Here is a 21,514-nt window from a genome sequence, read left to right on the forward strand (position 1 = left end):
GTCTCCGTCTCCCGGACCGTCGCCGTCGGCCCTGCGGTCCCCGGCCTCGCGCGCCCCCGGCCCGGCGGCGGCCGGCACGCCCCGGCCGCCCGAAGCGTCCCGGCGCTGGTCGGCGTCGAGGTGGTCCGCGTCGGGGCCGTCGGCCTCCTGCGCAGCGCGTCCGTCAGGCATGTCCCTCACCTCCTCTCGCCGTGGTGGCCCCCCGAGGCTGAAAATCCGGCAGGAGGCGGCCCAGCTTCCGCAGGGCGCGGTTCAGACGGGACTTCACTGTGCCGCGGGGCCAGCCCAGGGTCTGGGCCGTCTCCGATTCGTCCATCTCCAGCAGATAGCGGTAGGTGACGACCAGCCGGTGCTCCTCGCTCAGCTTCTCCAGGGCCGTCAGCAGGGCCGCACGCCGCTCGGTGTGCAGCGTCGCCGCCGCCGGGTCCGCCGACTCCGGTATCAGCGGTTCCGCCTCCGCCAGCGCCGCCTCGCGACCGGCGAGCGTGCGCTGCCGGGCCGCCGTACGCACTGTGTTCCTCGTCTCATTGGCGACGATCGACAGCAGCCACGGCCGGAACGCCGCGCCGTCCCGGAACCGGCCCAGCGCGCAGTACGCCTTGACGAACGCCTGCTGCACCACGTCCTCCGCGTCCGCACCGGCCCCGAGCGCCGCGGCCGCCCTCAGCGCGATGCCCGTATGGGCGCGCACCAGCTCCGCGTACGCCTCCGGCTCTCCGGCGCGCACCCGGGCGATCACCGCGGCCTCATCGACGATGCGGCCCCCCTCCCGCGTTCTCACACCCTTGTTACACCGCCGGGCACGGATCGGTTCCCACCTGTTTCCGACCTGTCCCCGAGCGCCCCCCGCGACCTGAGAGAATGGTGAACATGGCCTCTGATCGACCTCGCGTGCTCTCCGGGATCCAGCCCACGTCAGGCTCGTTCCACCTCGGCAACTACCTCGGTGCCGTCCGCCAGTGGGTGGCGCTGCAGGAGACCCACGACGCGTTCTACATGGTCGTCGACCTGCACGCGATCACGGTCCCGCAGGACCCGAAGGAGCTGCGCGCCAACACCCGGCTCGCCGTGGCCCAGCTGCTCGCCGCCGGTCTCGACCCCGAGCGCTGCACGCTGTTCGTCCAGAGCCATGTGCCCGAGCACGCCCAGCTCGCCTGGATCATGAACTGCCTCACCGGCTTCGGCGAGGCGTCCCGCATGACCCAGTTCAAGGACAAGTCCGCCAGGCAGGGCGCCGACCGCGCCTCCGTCGGCCTGTTCACGTACCCGATCCTGCAGGTCGCCGACATCCTGCTCTACCAGGCCCACGAGGTGCCGGTGGGCGAGGACCAGCGCCAGCACATCGAGCTGACCCGCGACCTCGCCGAGCGCTTCAACGGCCGCTTCGGCGACACCTTCACGATCCCCAAGCCGTACATCCTCAAGGAGACGGCGAAGATCTACGACCTCCAGGACCCGGCGATCAAGATGAGCAAGTCGGCGTCCACGCCGAAGGGCCTCATCAACCTGCTCGACGAGCCGAAGACCACCGCCAAGAAGGTCAAGAGCGCCGTCACCGACACCGACACGGTGATCCGCTACGACGCCGAGGCCAAGCCGGGTGTGAGCAACCTCCTGTCGATCTACTCGACCCTCACGGGTACGGGAATCGCCGAACTGGAGGAGAAGTACGCGGGCAAGGGCTACGGTGCGCTCAAGACGGACCTCGCCGAGGTCGTGGTCGACTTCGTGACGCCCTTCCGGGAGCGCACCCAGAGCTACCTGGACGACCCGGAGACGCTCGACTCGATCCTGGCCAAGGGCGCGGAGAAGGCGCGAGCCGTCGCCGCGGAGACGCTGGCGCAGGTCTACGACCGGGTGGGATTCCTGCCGGCCAAGCACTGAGCCGGCGCCGGGGCGCACCACCGCACATCCGTACGACCGGGCAGAGCGCTGCACATCACTTCGGCCGCGCCTGCCCGGAGCACGGCCGTGGCCGTACAGTCGATAGCCGGTACCACCCGGACATGAAGGCACGACGCACACGACGAGCACGACGACAGGAGACGACGTGGGGACCGTAACGATCGGTGTCTCGATCGCGGTCCCGGAGCCTCACGGCAGCCTGCTCCAGGAGCGGCGCGCGGGCTTCGGCGACGCCGCGGCTCACGGCATCCCCACGCACGTCACCCTGCTGCCGCCGACCGAGATCGAGGACACCCGGCTGCCCGCCGTCGAGGCGCACCTCACGGGCGTCGCCGCGGCCGGGCGGCCCTTCCCGATGCGGCTGCGCGGCACGGGCACCTTCCGGCCGCTGTCGCCGGTGGTGTTCGTCAACGTCGTCGAGGGCGCGGAGGACTGCGCCCGGCTCCAGCAGCAGGTCCGCGACGCCTCCGGGCCGGTCGCGCGCGAACTGCAGTTCCCGTACCACCCGCACGTCACCGTGGCGCACGGCATCGACGAGGCCGCCATGGACCGCGCGTTCGAGGAACTCGCCGACTACGAGGCCGCCTGGCCCTGCACCGGCTTCGCGCTCTACGAGCAGGGGCCGGACGGCGTGTGGCGCAAGCTGCGCGAGTACGTCTTCGGCGGTTCCGTGGTGCCGCCGCAGGCATCGGCGGCCACCGTCGAGCAGGGCACCCTGCACACCCCCTGAGGGGTGTCCGGCAGGGCACTCCTAGAGCGGCAGCCGCCGGAACACCCCCCGCGGCAGATGCCGTACCGCCGACATCACCACCCGCAGCGCGCCCGGCACCCACACCGTCTCCGAGCGCCGGCGCAGCCCCAGCTCGACGGCGGTGGCGACCGCCTCGGGGGTGGTGGCCAGCGGTGCCTCGGGAAGGCCCGCGGTCGCCTTCGTACGGACGAAGCCGGGGCGTACGACCATGACGTGCACGCCGGTGCCGTGCAGGGCGTCGCCGAGGCCCTGGGCGAAGGCGTCGAGGCCGGCCTTGCTGGAGCCGTAGATGAAGTCGCCGCGCCGGGCGCGCTCGCCGGCGACGGAGGACAGGACGACCAGGGAGCCGTGGCCCTGGGTCTGCAGGGCGCGGGCGGCGACCAGGCCGGCCGACACGGCGCCCGTGTAGTTGGTCTGGGCGACCCGTACCGCCGCGGATGGCTCGCGCTCGTCGTGGGCCTGGTCGCCGAGGATGCCGAAGGCGAGCAGCACCATGTCGACGTCGCCCTCGGCGAAGACCTTGCCCAGCGCCGTCTCGTGGCCGTCGGTGTCGAGGGCGTCGAAGGCGACCGTACGGACGTCCGCGCCGAGGGCGCCCAGGTCGCGGGCCGCCTCCTCCAGGGCGGGGGAGGGGCGTCCGGCGAGCCATACGGTGCGGGTGCGGCGGGCGACGAGGCGGCGGGCGGTTGCCAGCGCGATCTCGGACGTGCCGCCGAGGACGAGTAGGGACTGGGGCAGGCCGAAGGCGTCCTTCACAGCAGCTCCTGGTGGCTCATGGCGGTTCCTGACGACGGTTGATGGCTCATGTCGGCTCCTGACGACGGCCTGCGTCACAGGCCCAAGCGGCGGGACAGGTCGGAAACGAACACCCCGCGCGGATCCAGCCCGGCGCGCAGGGCGCGGAAGCCGGCCAGGCGCGGGTACATCGCGGGGAGCAGGTCGGGGCGCAGCCGGGAGTCCTCGGCGAGGCAGACGCGGCCGCCGGCGGCGGCGACCTCCTCGTCGAGTGTGTCGAGGAGGGCGGCGAGGCCGGGCAGGCGGGCCGGGAGGTCGAGGGCCAGGGTCCAGCCGGGTGCGGGGAAGGACAGCAGGCCGGGGCCGGACTCGCCGAACCGCTGGAGGACGGCCGGGAAGGACGGCCGGCGGCGGGCGGAGAGACGGGTCACGATCCGGCGCAGGGTCTCCTCCTGGCCGTAGGGGACGACGAACTGGTACCGCACGAGGGCGCGTCGGGCGTGGACCCGGTGCCGGAGCCCGTCGAAGGGGTGGTGGAAGAAAGCGGACAGCGGCTGGAGCCGGCCGGTAGGTGCGCGCCGGGGGCGGACGGCGAGGGGGTCTCTTCGCGCGCGCGGGGGCAGGGCGTCCAGGGGCGCGTGGTCGCCGCGGGTCAGGAGGGCGCGGCCGGTGGCGGCGCCGCGGGCGCGCAGGTCGAGCCGGGCGGCCGTGTAGCGGTGGCCGCCGCCGGTCAGACGGTCCATCAGATCGTCGAGGTCGGCGGCGCGTTCGGTGCCGACCGTCAGCAGGGACGTCTCGACGGGCTGGAGCCGGAGCGTCGCGGTGAGGACGACACCGGTCAGGCCCATGCCGCCGGCCGTCGCCTCGAACAGGGGAGTGCCGGGGACGGCGGTGCGCACCTCGCCGTCGGCGGTGAGGAGTTCCAGCGCGCGGACATGGCGGCAGAAGGAGCCGGCGGCCGGGTGGTCGGGGCCGTGGACGTCCGCGCCGATGGCGCCGCCGACGGTGATGTGGCGGGCGGCCGGGGCCACCGGCGGCAACCAGCCGAGGGGGAGCAGAACCCGGGTCAGGTGGTGCAGGGAGACGCCCGCGTCGCACAGGACGGTGCCCTCACCGGCGTCGATGGCGTGGACGCGGTCCAGGCCGGTGACGTCGAACACGCTGCCGCCCGCGTTCTGCGCCGCGTCCCCGTGCGCCCGCCCCAGGCCTCTGGGGATGCCGCCCCGGGCCCCGCAGTCCCGGACGGCGGCCACGGCCTCCTGGTAGGTGCGGGGACGGACCAGCCGGGCGACGGTGGGGGCGGTGCGGCCCCAACCGGTGAGGGGGACGGTGTCGGCAGCCATGCCGGTGACCGTATCGCCGTAACGGGGCGACAGGTTACGGAACATCCCTGTTCTAGGCGAAATGGGCGATTAGTGGTATGTCGCTCCTCGGGGTTGCGGGGTACCCGCACATCGGTCTCCCGCGCAGAGGGCAGAGTCGGATCATGGACTGGCTGAAGAAGCTCCCCGTCGTCGGGCCGGCGGTCACCCGGCTGACGACGACGCACGCCTGGCGGTCGTACGAGCGGCTGGACCGGGTGAAGTGGACGCGCCTGGCCGCCGCGATGACGTTCGTCAGCTTCGTCGCGCTGTTCCCGCTGCTGACCGTGGCCGCCGCGGTCGCCGCCGCCACGGTCAGCGAGGAGCAGCAGAAGGAGCTGGAGGACAAGATCTCCGACCAGATCCCCGGCATCGCCGACCAGCTCGACATCGGCGCGCTGGTCGACAACGCCGGCACGGTCGGCCTCATCGCGGGCGCCCTGCTGCTGTTCACCGGCATCGGCTGGGTCGGCGCGATGCGGGACTGCCTGCGCGCGGTGTGGGAGCTGCCGGACGAGGAGGAGAACCCCCTGCTGGCCAAGGCCAAGGACGCCGGGGTGCTGCTGGGCCTCGGCGGCGCCCTGCTGGTGACACTGGCCGCCTCCGCCGTGGCCTCGGCGCTGGTCGGCTGGATCGTCGACCGGCTCGGCATCGAGCGGGGCGGCCTCGGCAGCGTCCTGCTGCACCTGGCCGCGTTCGCCGTCGCCGTCCTCGCCGACTTCCTCGTCCTGCTCTACGTCCTGACCCTGCTGCCCGGCGTCGAACCCGAACGCCGCCGCCTGCTGGTCGCCGCGCTGATCGGCGCGGTCGGCTTCGAGCTGCTGAAGCTGCTGCTCAGCGGCTACATCCAGGGCGTCGCCGCGAAGAGCATGTACGGCGCGTTCGGCGTCCCGGTCGCCCTGCTGCTGTGGATCAACTTCACGTCGAAGCTGGTGCTGTTCTGCGCCGCCTGGACGGCGACGCGGAGCAAGGAGGCCGAAGGGGCGGGCGCCGAGAAGGTCACCGACGGCGCAGCGGCCACCGGCGGTTGACCAGGAACACCGCCGCCGCCAGCAGCGCCAGCACCCCGCCGGTGATCCCGAGGGCCACCCCGACGCCGCGCCCGCTGTCCTGTGCCGCCCCCACGGCCGCCTGCTTCTGCCCCGAACCGGAACCCGTATCCGCACCCGAGTCCGCGCCCGCGCCGCCCGCCTCGCCGGAGGCGTTGGCACCGGGCTGGGCGCTCGCCCCCGCCGTGCCCTTCGGCGGCACCAGCTCACCGACCGGCGTCACCTTGCCGGCCGCCTTGAACCCCCAGTCCAGCAGCTGGGCGGTCTCCTTGTAGACCTGGTTGTGGTCCTCCTTCTGCGGGTTCATCACCGTCACCAGCAGCACCTTGCCGCCCCGTTCCGCGACGCCGGTGAAGGTGGCGCCCGCGTTGGTGGTGTTGCCGTTCTTGACGCCCGCGATGCCCTGGTACTGCGAGATGTCGTAGTCGCCGGTCAGCAGCCGGTTGGTGTTCTGGATCTCGAAGGACCCGCGGACCAGCCTGCCCTTCTTGTTCTTCTTCGTCTCGCCGGGGAACTTCGCCGACACCGTCGAGCAGTACTCGCGGAAGTCCTTCTTCTGCAGCCCGGAACGGGCGATCAGCGTCAGGTCGTAGGCCGAGGAGACCTGACCGGGGGCGTCGTAGCCGTCCGGGCTGACCACGCGGGTGTCGAGGGCCTGGAGCTCCTCGGCGTGCTGGTTCATCGCCTCGACGGTGGCCTCGACACCGCCGTTCATCGCGGACAGCACATGCACGGCGTCGTTGCCGGAGCGCAGGAAGACACCGAGCCACAGGTCGTGGACGGTGTACGTCTCGTCCTCCTTTATCCCGACCATGCTGGAGCCGGCGCCGACGCCCGCCAGGTCGGAGGGGGCCACCTTGTGCGTGGCGGTGCGCGGGAACTTCGGCAGCAGGGTGTCCGCGAACAGCATCTTCAGGGTGCTGGCCGGGGCGAGGCGCCAGTGCGCGTTGTGCGCGGCGAGCACCTCGCCGGACTCCGCGTCGGCCACGATCCACGACCGCGCGGTGACGCCCTTCGGGATCACCGGGACGCCGGGCGCCAGCTCGACCTGTGTGCCCGGCCTGCCCAGGCGGGCGCCGCCGACGGTCGACATGTTCGCCGGGGGAGTGGCCGACGGGCTCGCGGAGGCGCTCGGCGACGGGGCCGGAGCGGCGGCGGCGAGGGGCGCGGTCAGCGACGCGGACAGCAGGGCGGCGGCAGCGACCAGCAGGGATCGCCTGACGGTCTTCATGGGTGCGGGCACGACGGAGAAAGTACAGGCACGCCCCGGCGAAGTCGCGCCCCCCTCCCCACCCCGGCCGAGGAACCGGCCGGTCGGCGGTGATACTGGAGTCATGACACTCAGCCGCCCCCTCTCCTGGTTCCTGCTCGCTTTCGGGGTGTGGAGCTGGTTCATCTGGATCACTTTCGTCAAGAACCTCGTCGCGGACGGCAGCGGGCTCGCCTTCGAGGACGGCGAGCCGACGTCGTACTTCTGGGTGCACCTCGTCCTGGCCGTCGTCTCCTTCGTATTGGGGACGGCCATCGGGGCCATCGGGTTGCGCGGTCTGCGCGCACTGCGTCGGACCTCATAAAGACCGCCGCCCACCTCACCACCGGATCAGGGACACGACAGCGTGGTCATCCTCTTCGCACTGCTCGCACTCGGCGTGCTGGTCGCCGCCAACTGGTATCTGTGGCGCCGCCTGTTCCGGGACACCACCTCCGGGCCCGGCTGGGCGCGCCGGGCGGGCGCGGCCCTGATCGCGGGCGGCTGGGCGCTGTTCGTCGCCGCGATGGTGGCCGAGCGCACGGGAGCGCCGTTCTGGCTCCAGCGCGCGCTGGCCTGGCCGGGGTTCCTGTGGTTCGCGCTCTGCCTGTACCTGCTGCTGGCGGTGGCCGCGGGTGAGGCGGTACGACCCCTGCTGCGCCGCTTCCTGAAGCGCCGCACGCCGGCTCCCGCCGAGGCCGCCCCCGCGCCGCGCACCGAACCCGAACCGGCCACCGTCGGGGCCCCGCCGCGGGACCCGGAGCCGCAGCCGCCGGCCGCTCCCGGCCCGCAGGACCCCGCCGAAGCCCCCGCCGGCACCCCTGTCCCCGACCTCACCCGCCGCCTCTTCGTCTCCCGTGTCGTGGCCGCAGCCGCCGCCGCGGCCGCCGTCGGGACGGTCGGGTACGGCACGTACGGGGTGCTGCGCGGGCCCGGCGTGAAGCGGGTCACCGTGCCGCTGGCCAAGCTGCCGCGCGCCGCGCACGGATTCCGCATCGCGGTGGTCAGCGACGTCCATCTCAGCCCCGTCCTGGGCCGCGGCTTCGCGCAGAAGGTCGTCGACACCATCAACTCCACCCAGCCCGACCTGATCGCGGTGGTCGGTGACCTCGTCGACGGCGATGTGGCCGACCTCGGCCCGGCCGCCGCCCCCCTCGCCGGACTGCGGGCCCGCCACGGCGCCTACTTCGTCACCGGCAACCACGAGTACTTCTCCGGCGCCGGACAGTGGATCGAGGAGGTGCGGCGGCTCGGCCTGCGCCCGCTGGAGAACGCCCGTACCGAACTGCCCCACTTCGACCTCGCCGGCGTCAACGACATCGCGGGCGAGAGCGAGGGCCAGGGCCCCGACTTCGCGCGTGCCCTCGGCGACCGCGACCGGGCCCGCGCGTGCGTGCTCCTCGCCCATCAGCCGGTGCAGATCCACGACGCCGTCGACCACGGCGTCGACCTCCAGCTCTCCGGCCACACCCACGGCGGCCAGATGTGGCCCGGCAACCTCCTCGCCGACCTCGCCAACCCCACCCTCGCCGGCCTGGAGCGCTACGGCGACACCCAGCTCTACGTCTCCCGCGGCGCGGGCGCCTGGGGCCCGCCCACCCGCGTGGGCGCACCCTCCGACATCACGGTCGTGGAACTGGCGTCGATGCGGGCGTGAGGGGCGCGGGCCGCTCCTGGCAGCGGCCCTGCGAGCTGGCCGAGAACAGCCTGTGAAACGTTCGGATAACGACTTCCGCGCATCTCTTCCCTACTCTTCAGTCGCTCTTTCCCCGGCCGAATCCTCTGTGATCAATTGACCCCGGCCACTGGGGAGTGGCTTTTTCCGTGGGGGTTCTGGGAGGGGCACCGGTGCGATCTGTTCGCATGCGGATTCTCGCTGCGCTGCTGGTGATCACGGCCGCGGGAGTGGGGGGCTGGCAGCTGCTGCCGGCGCAAGGCGGCAAGGACGGGGCGATCGCGGTCGGCACCACCGACGCGGTGACCTCACTGGATCCGGCCGGGGCGTACGACGCCGGCTCATGGGCGTTGTTCAGCAACGTTTTCCAGTCACTGCTCACCTTCGAGCCGGGCGGCGCCGAACCGGTGCCGGACGCGGCCGAGAGCTGCGCGTTCGCCGGGGCGGACCTGCGCACGTACCGCTGCGAGCTGCGCGAGGGACTGACGTTCCCCAGCGGGCGGGAGATGACCGCCGAGGACGTGAAGTTCTCCTTCGACCGGCTGCGGAAGATCGACTCCGACGTCGGCCCGGCCTCGCTGTTCACCACCCTGAAGTCCGTCGAGGCGGACGGCCGGGCGGTCACCTTCCGGCTGTCCTCGGCCGACGCCACCTTCCCGTTCAAGGTGGCCACCGGCGCCGGGGCGATCGTCGACCGGGAGAAGTACCCGGCCGACGCCCTGCGCGAGGGCGACGAGGTGGACGGCACGGGACCGTACGAGCTGACCTCGTACACCGAGAACAGCCTCGCCGTCCTCACGCCGAACGACGACTACCGCGGTGCCCTGAAGGACACCGGCCACCAGATCGAGCTGCGCTACTTCGCGGACTCGCAGGCGCTGGACCAGGCATGGAGAGGCGGGCGGATCGACGTGGCCGCCCGCCAGCTGCCGCCGAAGGTGCTCGCCGAACTCTCCCCCAGCGACCCGGACATCCGGGTCTCCGAGGCGGACGGCTCCGAGACCCGCAACCTCTACCTCAACACCCGCAAGGGCAGGCCCCTGCACGACGTCCGCGTCCGGCAGGCCATGGCGTGGCTGATCAGCCGGGAGGATCTCGCGGTCAATGTGTACGACGGGACGGTCGACCCGCTGTACTCGCTGATCCCGGCCGGCATCGTCGGCCACACCACGTCCTTCTTCGACGCCTACCCGGAACAGAGCACCGCCCGGGCCCGCGCCCTGCTCACCGACGCCGGCGTGGACCTCCCGGTCCGCTTCACCTACGGTTACGGCGAGGGCCGCGGCGCCGTCGAGGACGAGGCGCGGGCGCTGGAGCGGCAGCTGGAGAAGGGCGGCCTGTTCGAGGTGACCCTCAAGGGCTACGAGTGGACCGACTTCCAGAAGCGCTGGGCGGGCGGCGAGCTCGACGCCTACGCCGTGGGCTGGGTCGCCGACTATCCCGACGCGGACACCTTCGGCGCCCCGCTCGTCGGTTCCGGCGGCACCATGAACACCGGCTACGCCAGCCGGGAGGTCGACGCGCTGATCCAGGCCAGTCAGCGCCATCCCGACCGCGGCCGGGCCGCGCGGGAGTTCGAGGACCTCCAGCGGGCCATCGCCCGGGACGTGCCGGTCATCCCGCTGTGGCAGGGCAAGGAGTACGTCGTCACCACCCTCGACGTCGGCGGCGGCCAGTACCTCTCCGACGGCACCGGCGTGTTCCGGCTGTGGCGGCTGACCTGGATCTGACGCGGGCCTACGGGGGCGTCTCGCTGATCGTGCCGGGCTCCCGACGCCCGGCGCCGCGCCTTACCGCGTCGTCGTCGGCCGCGTCGTTCCCGGCGCCGGTCAGGGGGCCGCTCTCGCCGGAAGCTCCACCGTCACCGCCAGCCCTTCGCCCGGTGCCGTGCGTACGGTGACCTCGCCGCCGTGCGCCCGTACCACCCCCTGGACGATCGCCATCCCCAGCCCGCTGCCCGCGCCGCCGCCCGCGCGGAAGAACCGGTCGAAGACGCGGGCCGCGTCCTCCTCGGCGAGCCCCGGTCCCTCGTCGGCGACGCACAGCCGGACGGTCCCGCCGGCGCGCTCCACCCCGAGCCGCACCGGCACGTCGGCGGGCGTGTGCACGCGTACGTTGGTCACCAGGTTGCCCAGCACCTGCCGCAGCCCCGACTCGTCCGCCCGCACCAGCACGGCACCGTCGGCGTCGACCGTCACCGGCCGCTCCGGCTGCTGCACCTCCAGATCGGCCGCCGCCTCCCGCACCAGGCGGCTCAGATCGACGTTCCTCAGACGCAGTTCGGGACGCTGGTCGAGGCGGGCGAGGACCAGCAGCTCGTCGACCAGGCGCCCCATCCGGTCGGTCTCGGCCAGCACCCGGTCCCAGGCCCGCCGGCTCCCCCGGTCCCCGCTTCGCTCGACCGGGGGGACCCCCACCCGCGGATCCTGCAGCATGCCCTTGTCGTACAGCTGGAGATAGCCGCGGATGGCGGCGAGCGGTGTGCGCAGCTCATGGGAGGCGTCGGCGACGAACCGGCGCAGCTGGGCCGCGCTGCGCTCCCGGGTGCGATGCGCCGACTCCACCTGCTGGAGCATGGCGTTGAGGGACAGCCGCAGCTGCTCGACCTCCTGCGTGGGATGCCGGCTGGAGGGCACCCGCGCGGTCAGGTCGCCCTCGGCGATCGCCGACGACGTCTCCACCATGTCCTCCAGCGGCCGCATCCGGCGCCGCACGCTGAACAGCGTCACACACGCCAGCACGGCCAGCAGCAGCGTGCCGAAGGCCAGATCGAGCCGCAGCGCCTTGCCCATGCCCTCGTGCAGCGCCCGGGTGGAGGTGCCGATCAGCACGACCGTGCCGTCCGACAGCCGGGCTCCCACCAGCCGGTACGGCTCGCTTCCCACCCGCACGTCCTGCGGCTCGTCCTCGGCGGCCACCGCGACCGGGTCGCCGACGGCGGCGGCCAGGGCCCGCTGCCGGGCGGTCGGGTTCAGCGCCCCGAGGTCGACCGCCCGGCCGCCCGGCCCCACGGCGACGTAGAGCACCGAGGGCGCCGGCAGCGCGTCGGCCGGGTCGTCGGCGCCGAACTTGTCCATGGCGACGGCCAGTTCGCTCAGCGACTCGACCTGCTTCAGCGTGAACCCGGACGTCTGCAGCGAGGCGCGGGAAGCCTTCAGTTCGGTGTCGACCTTGTCCAGCAGATAGAACCGCGCCGCCATCAGGCTGACCGCGGTGGCCGCGACGATCCCGAGGGACAGCAGCAGCACGTTCGCGAGGGTCAGCTGCACCCGCAGCGAACGCAGACCGTGCCTGCGCCTCCTCATGCCAGCCCGTAGCCCACGCCGCGCCGGGTGGTGATCACCGGCGCGCCCAGCACATCCAGTTTGCGCCGCAGATAACTGATGTACGTCTCCACGACCGTCGACTCCTGCGGGGCGTGCTCGTACTGCCAGACGTGCCGCAGCAGTTGCTCCTTGGACACGATCCGGCCGCCGTTGCGCACCAGGAAGCGCAGCAGCGCGTACTCGGTGGGGGTCAGCTCGACCGTACGGCCCGCCCGGTGCACCGAGTACGTCGTCTCGTCCAGCTCCAGATCGCCGTAGCGCAGCGGCGGGCGCTGGGGCAGGACGTCGGTGGGGCGGGTGCGGCGCAGCACGGCGCCCACACGGGCGACGACCACGTCGATGTCGAAGGGCTTGGTGATGTAGTCGTCACCGAACCCGAGCGCGCCGACGATCTCCGCGGGCGCGTCCCGTGCGGTGAGGAACACCAGCGCCAGCTCGGGCTGCCGGGCCCGCAGTTCACGGCCGAGCGCCCGCCCGTCGCCGTCCGGGAGCATCACGTCGAGCAGGGCCGCGTCGGGCCGGGTGCGCTCGGCGAGGGCGAGGGCCTCGCGGACGGTGCGCGCGGTCATCACCTCGAAGCGGTGGTAGCGCAGGGCGATGGCGAGGACGTCGGCGATGCTCTCCTCGTCCTCCACGACCAGCACGGTGCCGGGGACGGTCGTCATGCCCCCAGTATCGGCGCCCCGGCGGCGCCCTGGCCCGCCGTCCGCTTTGGAGTTCCTTGAGAGTCGGTCGTACCCGGTGTCCCCGCGCGCGAGGGCCGCCGATGCTGGTGCCCTGGACCTGGGGGGACCGACCGGACCGACATGGAAGGGCTTTGAACGTGACGGCATTGGCACGGTGGTGCTATCGGCACCGGCTGGTGGTCCTGCTGCTGTGGCTGGGGGCGCTGTTCGGCCTGGGGGCGGCCGGCTCGGCGGCCGGCGCGGACTACGCGAACGTCTTCTCGCTGCCGGACACCGACTCCAAGCGGGCTCTGGACCTGATGGAGAAGGCGTTCCCGGAGCGCGCGGGCGACACGGACACGGTGGTGTGGAAGACCGACGAGGGATCGGTGCGGGACGAGGAGGTACGGTCCCGGATCGAGCCCGCCCTTGAGGAGATCGCCCTGATGAAGGGCGTCGGCGAGGTGGTCGGCCCCTACGGCGGTGGCGCGGGCGCCGTGCAGATCAGCCGGGACGGGACGATCGCGTACGCGCAGATCACGTTCACCGAGCAGGCGAACGCCATCCCCAAGGAGCTGATCGAGGACGTCGTCGACACCGCGCAGGCGGCCGAGCGCGACGGGCTGCGGGTGGAGCTGGGCGGTCAGGCGATCACCCGTATCCAGGAGCCGCCGGCCGGCATCGCCGAACTCGTCGGCATCGTCGCCGCGGCGATCGTGCTCTTCCTCGCCTTCGGCTCCCTGTTCGCGATGCTGCTGCCCATCGTCGTGGCGATCTGCGGCGTCGGCATCGGCATGCTCGCCACGACGCTGCTCAGCCATGTCACCAATGTGCCCGAAGTCGCCCCGCTGCTGGGCACGTTGATCGGTCTCGGCGTCGGCATCGACTACGCGCTGTTCATCGTCACCCGGCACCGGCGCGGCATCCTGCGCGGCGACAGCCCGCAGGACTCGGTGGCCACGGCCCTGAACACCTCCGGCCGCGCGGTGCTGTTCGCGGGCGGCACGGTGTGCATCGCGCTGGCCGGCATGCTGGTGATGAACCTGCGCTTCCTGGACGGTGTGGTCATCGCGACCTCGCTGACCGTGGTGCTCAGCGTGCTGGCCGCCGTCACCCTGCTGCCGGCCCTGCTCGGCATGCTCGGCATGCGGGTCCTCAGCCGCCGCCAGCGGGCCCGGCTGGCCGCGAGCGGCCCGGAGCGGGAGGAGGCGAGCGGGCTCGCCGCGCGCTGGTCGGCCGCCGTCGAGAAGCGCCCGCGGGCGATCGCCGTGGTCGCGGTCGTCGTCATGGCGGTGCTCTCGCTGCCGGTGCTCAGCCTGCGGCTCGGCGCCACCGACCAGGGCAACCACCAGGAGTCCCAGACCACCCGGCAGGCATACGACCTGCTCGCCGAGGGCTTCGGCCCCGGCGTGAACGGGCCGCTCCAGGTCGTCGTCGAGGGCAGCGCGCCCGAGTCCCTCGTCCCGGCGATCCGCTCCACCGAGGGAGTCGCCCAGGTGGTCGCGGCGCCCGAGGCCAACGGGGTCACCGTCATCCAGGTGGTGCCGACGACCTCGCCGCAGGACGAGAAGACCGACCAGCTGATCGACCGGCTGCGCGACGACGTGATCGCGCAGTCCGGCGCCGAGGCCCATGTGGGCGGCGTGACGGCGGTGTTCAAGGACTTCGCCGAGGTGACGGGCGAGCGGCTGCCCTACTTCATCGCCACGATCATCGCGCTGGGCTTCCTGCTGCTCCTGGTCGCCTTCCGCTCGCTGGTCGTCCCGCTGACCGCCGCCGTGATGAACCTGATCGCGGCCGCCGCGTCCTTCGGTGTCCTCGTGGCCATCTTCCAGTGGGGCTGGGGCACCGAACTGCTCGGCATCGGCAAGGAGGGCCCGATCACCGCGTTCCTCCCGGTCATCATGCTGTCCCTGCTCTTCGGCCTCTCCATGGACTACCAGGTGTTCCTGGTCAGCCGGATGCACGAGGAGTGGGTGCACACCAAGGACAACGCGCGCGCGGTCCGGGTGGGTCTCGCCGAGACCAGCCGGGTCATCAACTGCGCGGCCCTGATCATGATCTGTGTCTTCGGCGCGTTCGTGCTCAGCGGCGAGATGGAGGCCGCGATGGCCGGCGTCGGCCTGGCGGCAGCGGTGGCGTTGGACGCCTTCATCCTGCGTACGGCCCTGGTCCCGGCGGCGATGCACCTGCTCGGCAAGGCCAACTGGTGGCTGCCGGCGGGGATGGAGAAGCGGCTGCCGCATCTGGCGGTGGAGCCGTCGGAGGCCCCCGCCGAGCCGGTGCCGGCCGAGGGCGGCGCCTCGGTGGTCCACGGCTTCATCCGCGGGGCGGACGGCGACCCGATCGCGGGCGCGGCGGTGACGCTGCTGACCCGTGGCGGCCGTCAGCTGGACCACGTGACCTCCCTGGCCGACGGCTCCTACGTGGTCGCCGTCCCCGGCCCCGGCACGTATCTCCTGGCGGCCACCACGGCCGACCTGGGCGCCCGCGCCCGGCACGTGGTCGTCGGCGAGGGTCCGCTGGTGTACGACGTGGAGCTGGTGGGGGAGGGGGAGGTGGACGCGGTCAACTAGCCTGCGGCTGGCCGGCCTTGATGACCTGTGCTACGTCGAGGGTGACCTCGGCGCCGATCGTGCCGGGCAGTTTGATGGTCTCGCCGGGAGCGTGGACGCGGTGGCTGTTGTACGCGTTCCCGGCCGGCTCGGTGAGCACGTGCAGGCGCTTGTGCTTGCGGTCGACGACGACATAGACGGGGACCTTGGCTTCGGCGTAGGCGCCGACCTTGGTCTTGAGGTCCTCCTCCCAGTTGCTGGAAGTGACCTCCAGGACGAGACGGAAGCAGACCGGGTCGTAGGCGTTGTTCCTGACGTGGTGGTCGTCGATGTCGGCGTCCACCACGGCGAGGTCCGGGATGGCGTAGTCCTCGGCCCCGGTGGGCAGCCAGAGGCCGACGCTCTGGAGGACTGCGGTCTCGCCGTCGTCGAGGCCGGCGGTGATGAAGGGGCGCATGAGCTTGGTCAGAGCGCGGGCGTGCGGGGCATCCGGTGAAGGGGCCACGAGGAGGAGTCCTCCGATGATCTCGACGCGGTAGCCCGGATGGCGCTCCATGATCTCGTCGGCGATGGCCGTGAGGGAGAACGGCTCCTCGTCGTCGAAGGGCTGCTCGACGGATGCAGCGGACATCGCGTGCCTCCTAGGGGCCGGTGTCGAGGCCATCATGGTAGGCAGGCCCCGCCCTCGCTGTCCCCTTCACGCCGCTTCACCCGATCGTGGATCACTCCCCCCGTCCCTTCCCGGCAGGGTCGGGCATCACCCGCGTCATCCCCGGCAGGAAGTCCGTGAACAGCTCGTGCACCTCCCGCACCAGCGGCCGCAGCACCCGGAAGCGGGCCAGGGACACGCCCCGCGCGGTGAGCCGGGCGCCCCGCTCGGCCAGGCGATAGCTCCGCTCGCGCCCCTCCGTGCGGTCGAAGATCCAGTACAGGACGAGGCCCATCTGGGAGAGCCACATCAGCTCGGGGAGGACGTCCCGCAGCTCGTCGGGGACCTTCGTCCTCGTCGCGCCCGCGAGGACCTCCCGGTGCACGCTGATCGCCTCCGCGCGGGCGTGCTCGGACTCGGGGGAGAAGGGGCTGAGCGGGCTGTCGGGGTCGGCGGCGTTCTTGAAGAACTGCACCGCGAACTCGTGGTACGGCGTGGCCACGTCCAGCCACGCCTTCAGCACACCCGCGAGCCTCGTCTCGAGGTCGCTCTCGCGGGCCAGGACCTCCCGGACCGCCGCCCGGTGCTCGGCGGCGATCCGGTCGTAGAAGCCCTGGATCAGATGCTCCTTGCCCTCGAAGTAGTAGTACGCGTTCCCGACGGAGACCCCGGCCTCCTGGGCGATGGCCCGCATGGTCGTCCTGTCGTAGCCCCGCTCCTGGAACAGCCGCATGGCCGTCTCCAGGATCAGCGCGCGGGTCTGCTCGGACTTGCTGGGCTCGGGGCTGTCGTTCTTCGAGGGCACGGAGCGAGACTAACCAGTGCGGTTCAGGAGGACTGCGCCGCCTGGTAGAGGTTCTGCGCGTCGGCGCCGAAGTACGGGCCGTACATCCGGTTGGGCAGGAAGTTGTACTTGAAGCTGTTCACCGAGGACTGCAGGCCGGTGCCGGTCGCCTCGTCGAACCGCGTGAACCAGGGCCCGCCGCTGGAGCCGCCGGTCATGTTGCAGGTCATGCCGTGGTCGTTGGAGAGCAGGAAGTCCCGGCTGGTGTTGCCGCTGCAGTAGATGAACTTCTCGCCGTTGTAGGGGGAGGCGGCCGGGAAGCCGAAGGCGTACATCGGCAGGTTGTAGCCGGTGTTGAAGGCCAGCCCCTGTCCGCCGACGACATCGGTGAGCGCGTGTCCGTCCAGCGGGGCGACGACGGCCGCGCCGACGTCGTAGTTGATGTCCTCGCTCGCCGTCCACTGGGGTGTGGACAGGGTCTTGGTGGCGGTCCAGCGGCCGTAGGGGGCCTGGCCGTCGTGGTAGCCGGGCACGAAGACCCAGTTGGTGTGCCAGGCGCCCTCCAGCTTCACGCAGTGCCCGGCGGTCAGGACCGTGCTCTTGTTGGCACTGGTGACGGCGTTGCCGGAGCAGGACGCGGTGCGGCCCTGGTAGGTGAAGAAGACCCGGCCGGCCGTGGCGACCACCTTGCCGCCGCCGGTCCAGGCGCCGCCGCTGTGCGGGAAGGCCAGCACACCGGCGTCGGGGGCGGTGGGTGCGACCGTGGCCGGGGCGCCGCGGCGCAGCTGCTTGTGGACGGCCGTGCGGTCGACGCTCAGCAGGTCCAGCGGCCGTGCCTCGCGCATCCGCTGGGGGGTCCAGAAGTCACGTGCCTTCTCCTGCGCGGCGGCCGAGACCTGCCGTACGCCCGGATCGGGCTGGGGGGCGGCGGCGCCCGCGGGGGTGGCGAGGGCGCCGGTGGCGAGCAGGGCGGCGACGCCGGCCAGGGCGCCGAGGAAGGTGCCGGAGATGCGGGGTGTGCCTCTCACGCGAACTCCTTCTGTGTGGGGGCGAGCTGCTGGGCAGGGTGCCAACCCGGCGGCGATTTTGGAAGGGTGCATGTCAAAATCGCGCGCCGGAGGTGGCCGTCCGGCCCCCGCGGGCCTCGCCCCCGCGGGCCTCGCCTCCGCGGGCCTCGCCCCCGCGCCCGACCGGGCGACGACTTCCCGCCCGGCCGAGCGGTGGCTCCTCACCCGGCCGCCCCCTGGCCGCCGGCCCTGCCGCCGCGCCCGCCGCTACCCCCTGACGCCCCGGAGCCGCGTCACGGCCTGCGGCCCAGCTCCGGACGCTTGGTGTAGTCGGTGAACCCGATGACGTTGCCCCAGGGGTCGGCGATCTCCGCCGCCCACCCCGTGGCCACCGGGAAGGGCTCGTCGAGCAGGGCGATCCCGGCGTTTCCGAGCGCCCGCGCCGCCACCCGCGCGTCCGGCACCTCCAGCCAGATCCGCGCGCTGTGCCACGGCGGCGGCCGGTGCCCCAGCAGGTCCTCCTGGCGCAGCAGGATCCCCGGCGTCTCGCCGCCGACCTTCAGCAGCGCGATCCCGGCCTCGTCGAGCCGGAACCCCACGGTGAACCCGGCCCGCTGGTAGAAGCCCACGGCCTCGCCCAGGTCGCCGACCGGAAGCAGCACGTTGTCGAACCCGAGCAGTTCGTACGACTCGTCATCTGACATGCCATCAGATTAGGTGGCGACCGGTCCGGAACCCGGCATTGTCAGTGCCGCCTCGTACTGTCGGCGGCATGGGAATCGTGACGTTCGTCGACGAGACGACCAGCGGGAGCCGCGGCGGCGGCCGGGCGCTGGAGTTCACCGAAGAGAGGGTGAGCCTCGCGGAGTTGATCCGGCGCCGGGTCTTCCAGGAGGTCGCCGACCACCACGCGCGCCCGCCCGCCGTCTTCCGGGGCCTGGTGCTGCCCGAGGAGGCGGAGCACGTGCCGGACGGCCAGCCGCTGCGCACGCCCCGGCGGATCGACCCCGAGAGACAGACCGAGCTGGCGCTGGCGGCCTTCGCCCGCAACGGCTTCCTGGTGTTCGTCGGGGACCGCCAGGTGACCGGGCTCGACGAGGAGATCGAGCTGGGGCCCGGCGTCGAGGTCACATTCCTCAAGCTCGTCCCGCTGGTGGGCGGCTGACCGGGCGGCGATGCCGGAGCCGGCGTTCGGGCCGTACGCCGAGGGCCCCGGCCCCCGGTGCCGAACCGGGAGACGGGGCCCTCGCCCACTGGTCGCGGGGATCAGTAGCGACGCGTGATCAGCGCGCGCTTGACCTCCTGGATCGCCTTGGTGACCTCGATGCCACGCGGGCAGGCGTCCGTGCAGTTGAACGTGGTGCGGCAGCGCCACACGCCGTCCTTGTCGTTGAGGATCTCCAGGCGCTGCTCGCCGGCCTCGTCACGCGAGTCGAAGATGAAGCGGTGCGCGTTGACGATGGCCGCCGGGCCGAAGTACTGCCCGTCGTTCCAGAAGACCGGGCAGGACGACGTGCACGCGGCGCACAGGATGCACTTGGTGGTGTCGTCGAAGCGCTCGCGGTCCTCGGCGGACTGCAGCCGCTCGCGGGTCGGCTCGTTGGTGTCCTTCGTGATCAGGAAGGGCATCACGTCCCGGTACGCCTGGAAGAACGGCTCCATGTCGACCACGAGGTCCTTCAGGACCGTCAGGCCCTTGATGGGCTCGACCGTGATCGGCTTCTCGGGGTTGATGTCCTTGATCAGCGTCTTGCAGGCCAGACGGTTCTTGCCGTTGATCCGCATGGCGTCGGAGCCGCAGATGCCGTGGGCGCAGGAGCGGCGGAACGTCAGCGTGCCGTCCATGTCCCACTTGATCTTGTGCAGACCGTCGAGGACACGCTCCTTGGGGTCGATCTCCAGCTGGAAGTCTTCCCAGGTCGCCTCCGCCGAGACCTCCGGGTTGAACCGGCGGATCCGGAAGGTGACCGTGATGTACGGGGACGCGGCCTGGGCGTCCGCCTCCACCTTGTCCAGAACAGGGGTAGCCATCAGTACTTACGCTCCATCGGCTGGTAGCGGGTCTGGACGACCGGCTTGTAGTCGAGACGGACGGTTTCCGACCCGTCGGCGCCGACCTCGCGGTACGCCATGGTGTGACGCATGAAGTTGACGTCGTCGCGGTTGGGGTAGTCCTCGCGGTAGTGACCGCCGCGGGACTCCTTGCGGGCCAGCGCGGAGACGGCCATGACCTCGGCCAGGTCGAGCAGGTTGCCCAGCTCGATGGCCTCCAGCAGGTCGGTGTTGAACCGCTTGCCCTTGTCCTGGATCGCCACGTTCTTGTAGCGCTCGCGCAGCTCGGCGATCTTCTCGACCGCCGTCTTGATCGTCTGCTCGGTGCGGAACACCATGACGTTGGCGTCCATGGTCTCCTGCAGCTCCTTGCGGAGCTGGGCCACCCGCTCGGTGCCGGTGGAGTTGCGCAGCCGCTCGATCTGCTCGACGACGAAGGACTCCGGGTTCTCCGGCAGTTCGACGAAGTCGGCCTTCTGCGAGTAGTCGGCGGCGGCGATGCCCGCGCGCTTGCCGAAGACGTTGATGTCCAGCAGCGAGTTGGTGCCGAGGCGGTTGGCGCCGTGCACGGAGACGCAGGCGACCTCACCGGCGGCGTACAGACCCGGCACGACGGTGGTGTTGTCCGCCAGGACCTCACCCTCGACGTTGGTCGGGATACCGCCCATCGCGTAGTGCGCGGTCGGCTGGATCGGGATCGGGTCCGTGTACGGCTCGATGCCGAGGTACGTCCGGGCGAACTCGGTGATGTCCGGGAGCTTGGCGTCCAGCTGCTCCGGCGGCAGGTGGGTCAGGTCCAGGTAGACGTGGTCGCCCTCGGGACCGCAGCCGCGGCCCTCGCGGATCTCCGTGTAGATGGAGCGGGAGACGACGTCACGCGAGGCGAGGTCCTTCATGACGGGCGCGTACTTCTCCATGAAGCGCTCGCCGTCCTTGTTGCGCAGGATGCCGCCCTCACCGCGGGCACCCTCGGTGAGCAGGATGCCCATGCGCCAGATGCCGGTCGGGTGGAACTGGAAGAACTCCATGTCCTCCAGCGGGATGCCCCGCCGGTACACGGCCGCCTGGCCGTCACCGGTCAGCGTGTGCGCGTTGGAGGTCACCTTGAAGAACTTGCCGCAGCCGCCGGAGGCGTAGATGACGGCCTTCGCCTGGAAGACGTGGATCTCACCGGTGGCCAGCTCGTAGGCGACCACACCGGCGGACTTCTTGACGCCGTCGACCTCGGTGATCAGCTGGTCCAGGACGTAGAACTCGTTGAAGAACTCCACGCCGTGCTTGACGCAGTTCTGGTACAGCGTCTGGAGGATCATGTGGCCGGTGCGGTCCGCGGCGTAGCAGGACCGGCGGACCGGGGCCTCGCCGTGGTTGCGGGAGTGACCGCCGAAGCGGCGCTGGTCGATGGTGCCGTTCGGGGTGCGGTTGAACGGCAGGCCCATCTTCTCCAGGTCGAGGACGGAGTCGATGGCCTCCTTCGCCAGGATCTCGGCGGCGTCCTGGTCGACCAGGTAGTCACCGCCCTTGACCGTGTCGAAGGTGTGCCACTCCCAGTTGTCCTCCTCCACGTTGGCCAGCGCGGCGGCCATGCCGCCCTGCGCGGCGCCCGTGTGGGAGCGGGTGGGGTAGAGCTTGGTCAGCACGGCGGTGCGGCTGCGCTTCGTCGCCTCGATGGCGGCGCGCATGCCCGCGCCGCCGGCGCCGACGATGACGGTGTCGTACTTGTGGATCTTCATGATTCTCGCAGCCCCGTG

At 71.9% G+C, this 21,514-nt stretch carries 20 protein-coding genes; 8 read left to right on the forward strand and 12 right to left on the reverse strand.

The features are described 5' to 3' along the window. Nucleotides 1-163 precede the first annotated feature (163 nt). The gene (locus ACSU6M_RS21155; protein ID WP_437071371.1) at nucleotides 164-781 is read right to left on the reverse strand and encodes an RNA polymerase sigma factor; all 618 of its coding nucleotides are present in this window, start codon (nucleotides 779-781) and stop codon (nucleotides 164-166) included. A gap of 89 nt (nucleotides 782-870) precedes the next feature. Here ACSU6M_RS21155 and trpS point away from each other — a divergent pair, with 89 nt between their 5' ends. Continuing rightward, on the forward strand, nucleotides 871-1,884 hold the full coding sequence (gene trpS / locus ACSU6M_RS21160) for a tryptophan--tRNA ligase (protein WP_437071372.1): 1,014 nt from the start codon (nucleotides 871-873) through the stop codon (nucleotides 1,882-1,884). Nucleotides 1,885-2,050: 166 nt separating this feature from the next. Further along, entirely contained in the window at nucleotides 2,051-2,635 is a 585-nt protein-coding gene (locus ACSU6M_RS21165) for a 2'-5' RNA ligase family protein (RefSeq protein ID WP_437071373.1), read from the forward strand. Between the two features lie 21 nt (nucleotides 2,636-2,656). On the opposite strand, the gene ACSU6M_RS21170 is transcribed toward ACSU6M_RS21165, so the two are convergent. Both ACSU6M_RS21170 and ACSU6M_RS21175 read right to left on the reverse strand, forming a co-directional pair. Next, nucleotides 2,657-3,412 carry a decaprenylphospho-beta-D-erythro-pentofuranosid-2-ulose 2-reductase gene (locus ACSU6M_RS21170; protein WP_437071374.1) on the reverse strand — a complete coding sequence of 252 codons (756 nt, stop codon included), beginning with the start codon at nucleotides 3,410-3,412 and terminating at the stop codon, nucleotides 2,657-2,659. 74 nt (nucleotides 3,413-3,486) lie between these two features. Further along, nucleotides 3,487-4,734 carry an FAD-binding protein gene (locus tag ACSU6M_RS21175; protein ID WP_437071375.1) on the reverse strand — a complete coding sequence of 416 codons (1,248 nt, stop codon included), beginning with the start codon at nucleotides 4,732-4,734 and terminating at the stop codon, nucleotides 3,487-3,489. A gap of 143 nt (nucleotides 4,735-4,877) precedes the next feature. Between ACSU6M_RS21175 and ACSU6M_RS21180 the strand changes: the two genes are divergently transcribed. Beyond that, complete coding sequence (locus tag ACSU6M_RS21180) at nucleotides 4,878-5,783, forward strand: YihY/virulence factor BrkB family protein (RefSeq protein WP_437071376.1); 906 nt, start codon at nucleotides 4,878-4,880, stop codon at nucleotides 5,781-5,783. On the opposite strand, the gene ACSU6M_RS21185 is transcribed toward ACSU6M_RS21180, so the two are convergent. Continuing rightward, nucleotides 5,752-7,044: a D-alanyl-D-alanine carboxypeptidase family protein gene (locus ACSU6M_RS21185; protein WP_437071377.1), complete on the reverse strand. Its 1,293-nt coding sequence runs from the start codon at nucleotides 7,042-7,044 to the stop codon at nucleotides 5,752-5,754. The two genes, ACSU6M_RS21180 and ACSU6M_RS21185, sit on opposite strands and share 32 nt — an antisense overlap. Before the next feature lie 91 nt (nucleotides 7,045-7,135). On the opposite strand from ACSU6M_RS21185, the gene ACSU6M_RS21190 reads away from it, so the two are divergent. The 3 genes from ACSU6M_RS21190 to ACSU6M_RS21200 all read left to right on the forward strand — a co-directional run bounded on the left by ACSU6M_RS21190 (nucleotide 7,136) and on the right by ACSU6M_RS21200 (nucleotide 10,455). Next, nucleotides 7,136-7,375 carry an SCO4848 family membrane protein gene (locus ACSU6M_RS21190; protein ID WP_437071378.1) on the forward strand — a complete coding sequence of 80 codons (240 nt, stop codon included), beginning with the start codon at nucleotides 7,136-7,138 and terminating at the stop codon, nucleotides 7,373-7,375. 42 nt (nucleotides 7,376-7,417) lie between these two features. Further along, on the forward strand, nucleotides 7,418-8,707 hold the full coding sequence (locus ACSU6M_RS21195; protein ID WP_437071379.1) for a metallophosphoesterase: 1,290 nt from the start codon (nucleotides 7,418-7,420) through the stop codon (nucleotides 8,705-8,707). A 206-nt stretch (nucleotides 8,708-8,913) separates the two neighbouring features. Beyond that, on the forward strand, nucleotides 8,914-10,455 hold the full coding sequence (locus ACSU6M_RS21200) for an ABC transporter substrate-binding protein (RefSeq protein WP_437071380.1): 1,542 nt from the start codon (nucleotides 8,914-8,916) through the stop codon (nucleotides 10,453-10,455). Between the two features lie 99 nt (nucleotides 10,456-10,554). Here the strand turns inward: ACSU6M_RS21200 and ACSU6M_RS21205 are convergent, their stop codons facing one another. Together ACSU6M_RS21205 and ACSU6M_RS21210 are read right to left on the reverse strand one after the other, a co-directional pair. Next, a complete protein-coding gene (locus ACSU6M_RS21205) occupies nucleotides 10,555-12,030 on the reverse strand; it encodes an ATP-binding protein (protein WP_437071381.1) in 1,476 nt (491 codons plus the stop codon). Beyond that, the gene (locus tag ACSU6M_RS21210; protein WP_437071382.1) at nucleotides 12,027-12,716 is read right to left on the reverse strand and encodes a response regulator transcription factor; all 690 of its coding nucleotides are present in this window, start codon (nucleotides 12,714-12,716) and stop codon (nucleotides 12,027-12,029) included. The genes ACSU6M_RS21205 and ACSU6M_RS21210 overlap by 4 nt, the downstream gene beginning before the upstream one ends. Before the next feature lie 167 nt (nucleotides 12,717-12,883). On the opposite strand from ACSU6M_RS21210, the gene ACSU6M_RS21215 reads away from it, so the two are divergent. Then, nucleotides 12,884-15,292, forward strand: coding sequence for an MMPL family transporter (locus tag ACSU6M_RS21215; RefSeq protein WP_437075274.1), 2,409 nt, complete (start codon nucleotides 12,884-12,886; stop codon nucleotides 15,290-15,292). Here the strand turns inward: ACSU6M_RS21215 and ACSU6M_RS21220 are convergent. The 4 genes from ACSU6M_RS21220 to ACSU6M_RS21235 form a co-directional block, all read right to left on the reverse strand. Beyond that, complete coding sequence (locus ACSU6M_RS21220) at nucleotides 15,285-15,902, reverse strand: Uma2 family endonuclease (protein ID WP_437071383.1); 618 nt, start codon at nucleotides 15,900-15,902, stop codon at nucleotides 15,285-15,287. The genes ACSU6M_RS21215 and ACSU6M_RS21220 overlap by 8 nt on opposite strands. 91 nt (nucleotides 15,903-15,993) lie before the next feature. After that, on the reverse strand, nucleotides 15,994-16,725 hold the full coding sequence (locus ACSU6M_RS21225) for a TetR family transcriptional regulator (protein WP_437071385.1): 732 nt from the start codon (nucleotides 16,723-16,725) through the stop codon (nucleotides 15,994-15,996). Between the two features lie 23 nt (nucleotides 16,726-16,748). Beyond that, nucleotides 16,749-17,732 (reverse strand): trypsin-like serine peptidase, encoded by a 984-nt coding sequence (locus tag ACSU6M_RS21230; RefSeq protein WP_437071386.1) that lies wholly within the window; start codon nucleotides 17,730-17,732, stop codon nucleotides 16,749-16,751. A gap of 272 nt (nucleotides 17,733-18,004) precedes the next feature. Further along, nucleotides 18,005-18,415 (reverse strand): VOC family protein, encoded by a 411-nt coding sequence (locus ACSU6M_RS21235; protein ID WP_437071387.1) that lies wholly within the window; start codon nucleotides 18,413-18,415, stop codon nucleotides 18,005-18,007. Between the two features lie 68 nt (nucleotides 18,416-18,483). Here ACSU6M_RS21235 and ACSU6M_RS21240 point away from each other — a divergent pair, with 68 nt between their 5' ends. Continuing rightward, complete coding sequence (locus tag ACSU6M_RS21240) at nucleotides 18,484-18,876, forward strand: hypothetical protein (protein ID WP_437071389.1); 393 nt, start codon at nucleotides 18,484-18,486, stop codon at nucleotides 18,874-18,876. A gap of 101 nt (nucleotides 18,877-18,977) precedes the next feature. On the opposite strand, the gene ACSU6M_RS21245 is transcribed toward ACSU6M_RS21240, so the two are convergent. Together ACSU6M_RS21245 and sdhA are read right to left on the reverse strand one after the other, a co-directional pair. Further along, nucleotides 18,978-19,742: a succinate dehydrogenase iron-sulfur subunit gene (locus tag ACSU6M_RS21245; RefSeq protein ID WP_437071391.1), complete on the reverse strand. Its 765-nt coding sequence runs from the start codon at nucleotides 19,740-19,742 to the stop codon at nucleotides 18,978-18,980. Next, a complete protein-coding gene (gene sdhA, locus ACSU6M_RS21250; RefSeq protein ID WP_437071393.1) occupies nucleotides 19,742-21,496 on the reverse strand; it encodes a succinate dehydrogenase flavoprotein subunit in 1,755 nt (584 codons plus the stop codon). The genes ACSU6M_RS21245 and sdhA overlap by 1 nt, the downstream gene beginning before the upstream one ends. Between the last annotated feature and the right edge of the window lie 18 nt (nucleotides 21,497-21,514).

It is taken from the genome of Streptomyces sp. enrichment culture (assembly GCF_964272895.1).
Taxonomy (GTDB): domain Bacteria; phylum Actinomycetota; class Actinomycetes; order Streptomycetales; family Streptomycetaceae; genus Streptomyces.

Coding starts and splice junctions, on each gene's coding strand:
- ACSU6M_RS21200 (WP_437071380.1), top strand. CDS start 8,914: ATGCGGATTCTCGCTGCGCTGCTGGTGATCACGGCCGCGGGAGTGGGG.
- ACSU6M_RS21235 (WP_437071387.1), bottom strand. CDS start 18,415: ATGTCAGATGACGAGTCGTACGAACTGCTCGGGTTCGACAACGTGCTG.
- trpS (WP_437071372.1), top strand. CDS start 871: ATGGCCTCTGATCGACCTCGCGTGCTCTCCGGGATCCAGCCCACGTCA.
- ACSU6M_RS21180 (WP_437071376.1), top strand. CDS start 4,878: ATGGACTGGCTGAAGAAGCTCCCCGTCGTCGGGCCGGCGGTCACCCGG.
- sdhA (WP_437071393.1), bottom strand. CDS start 21,496: ATGAAGATCCACAAGTACGACACCGTCATCGTCGGCGCCGGCGGCGCG.
- ACSU6M_RS21245 (WP_437071391.1), bottom strand. CDS start 19,742: ATGGCTACCCCTGTTCTGGACAAGGTGGAGGCGGACGCCCAGGCCGCG.
- ACSU6M_RS21220 (WP_437071383.1), bottom strand. CDS start 15,902: ATGTCCGCTGCATCCGTCGAGCAGCCCTTCGACGACGAGGAGCCGTTC.
- ACSU6M_RS21210 (WP_437071382.1), bottom strand. CDS start 12,716: ATGACGACCGTCCCCGGCACCGTGCTGGTCGTGGAGGACGAGGAGAGC.
- ACSU6M_RS21205 (WP_437071381.1), bottom strand. CDS start 12,030: ATGAGGAGGCGCAGGCACGGTCTGCGTTCGCTGCGGGTGCAGCTGACC.
- ACSU6M_RS21175 (WP_437071375.1), bottom strand. CDS start 4,734: ATGGCTGCCGACACCGTCCCCCTCACCGGTTGGGGCCGCACCGCCCCC.
- ACSU6M_RS21240 (WP_437071389.1), top strand. CDS start 18,484: ATGGGAATCGTGACGTTCGTCGACGAGACGACCAGCGGGAGCCGCGGC.
- ACSU6M_RS21190 (WP_437071378.1), top strand. CDS start 7,136: ATGACACTCAGCCGCCCCCTCTCCTGGTTCCTGCTCGCTTTCGGGGTG.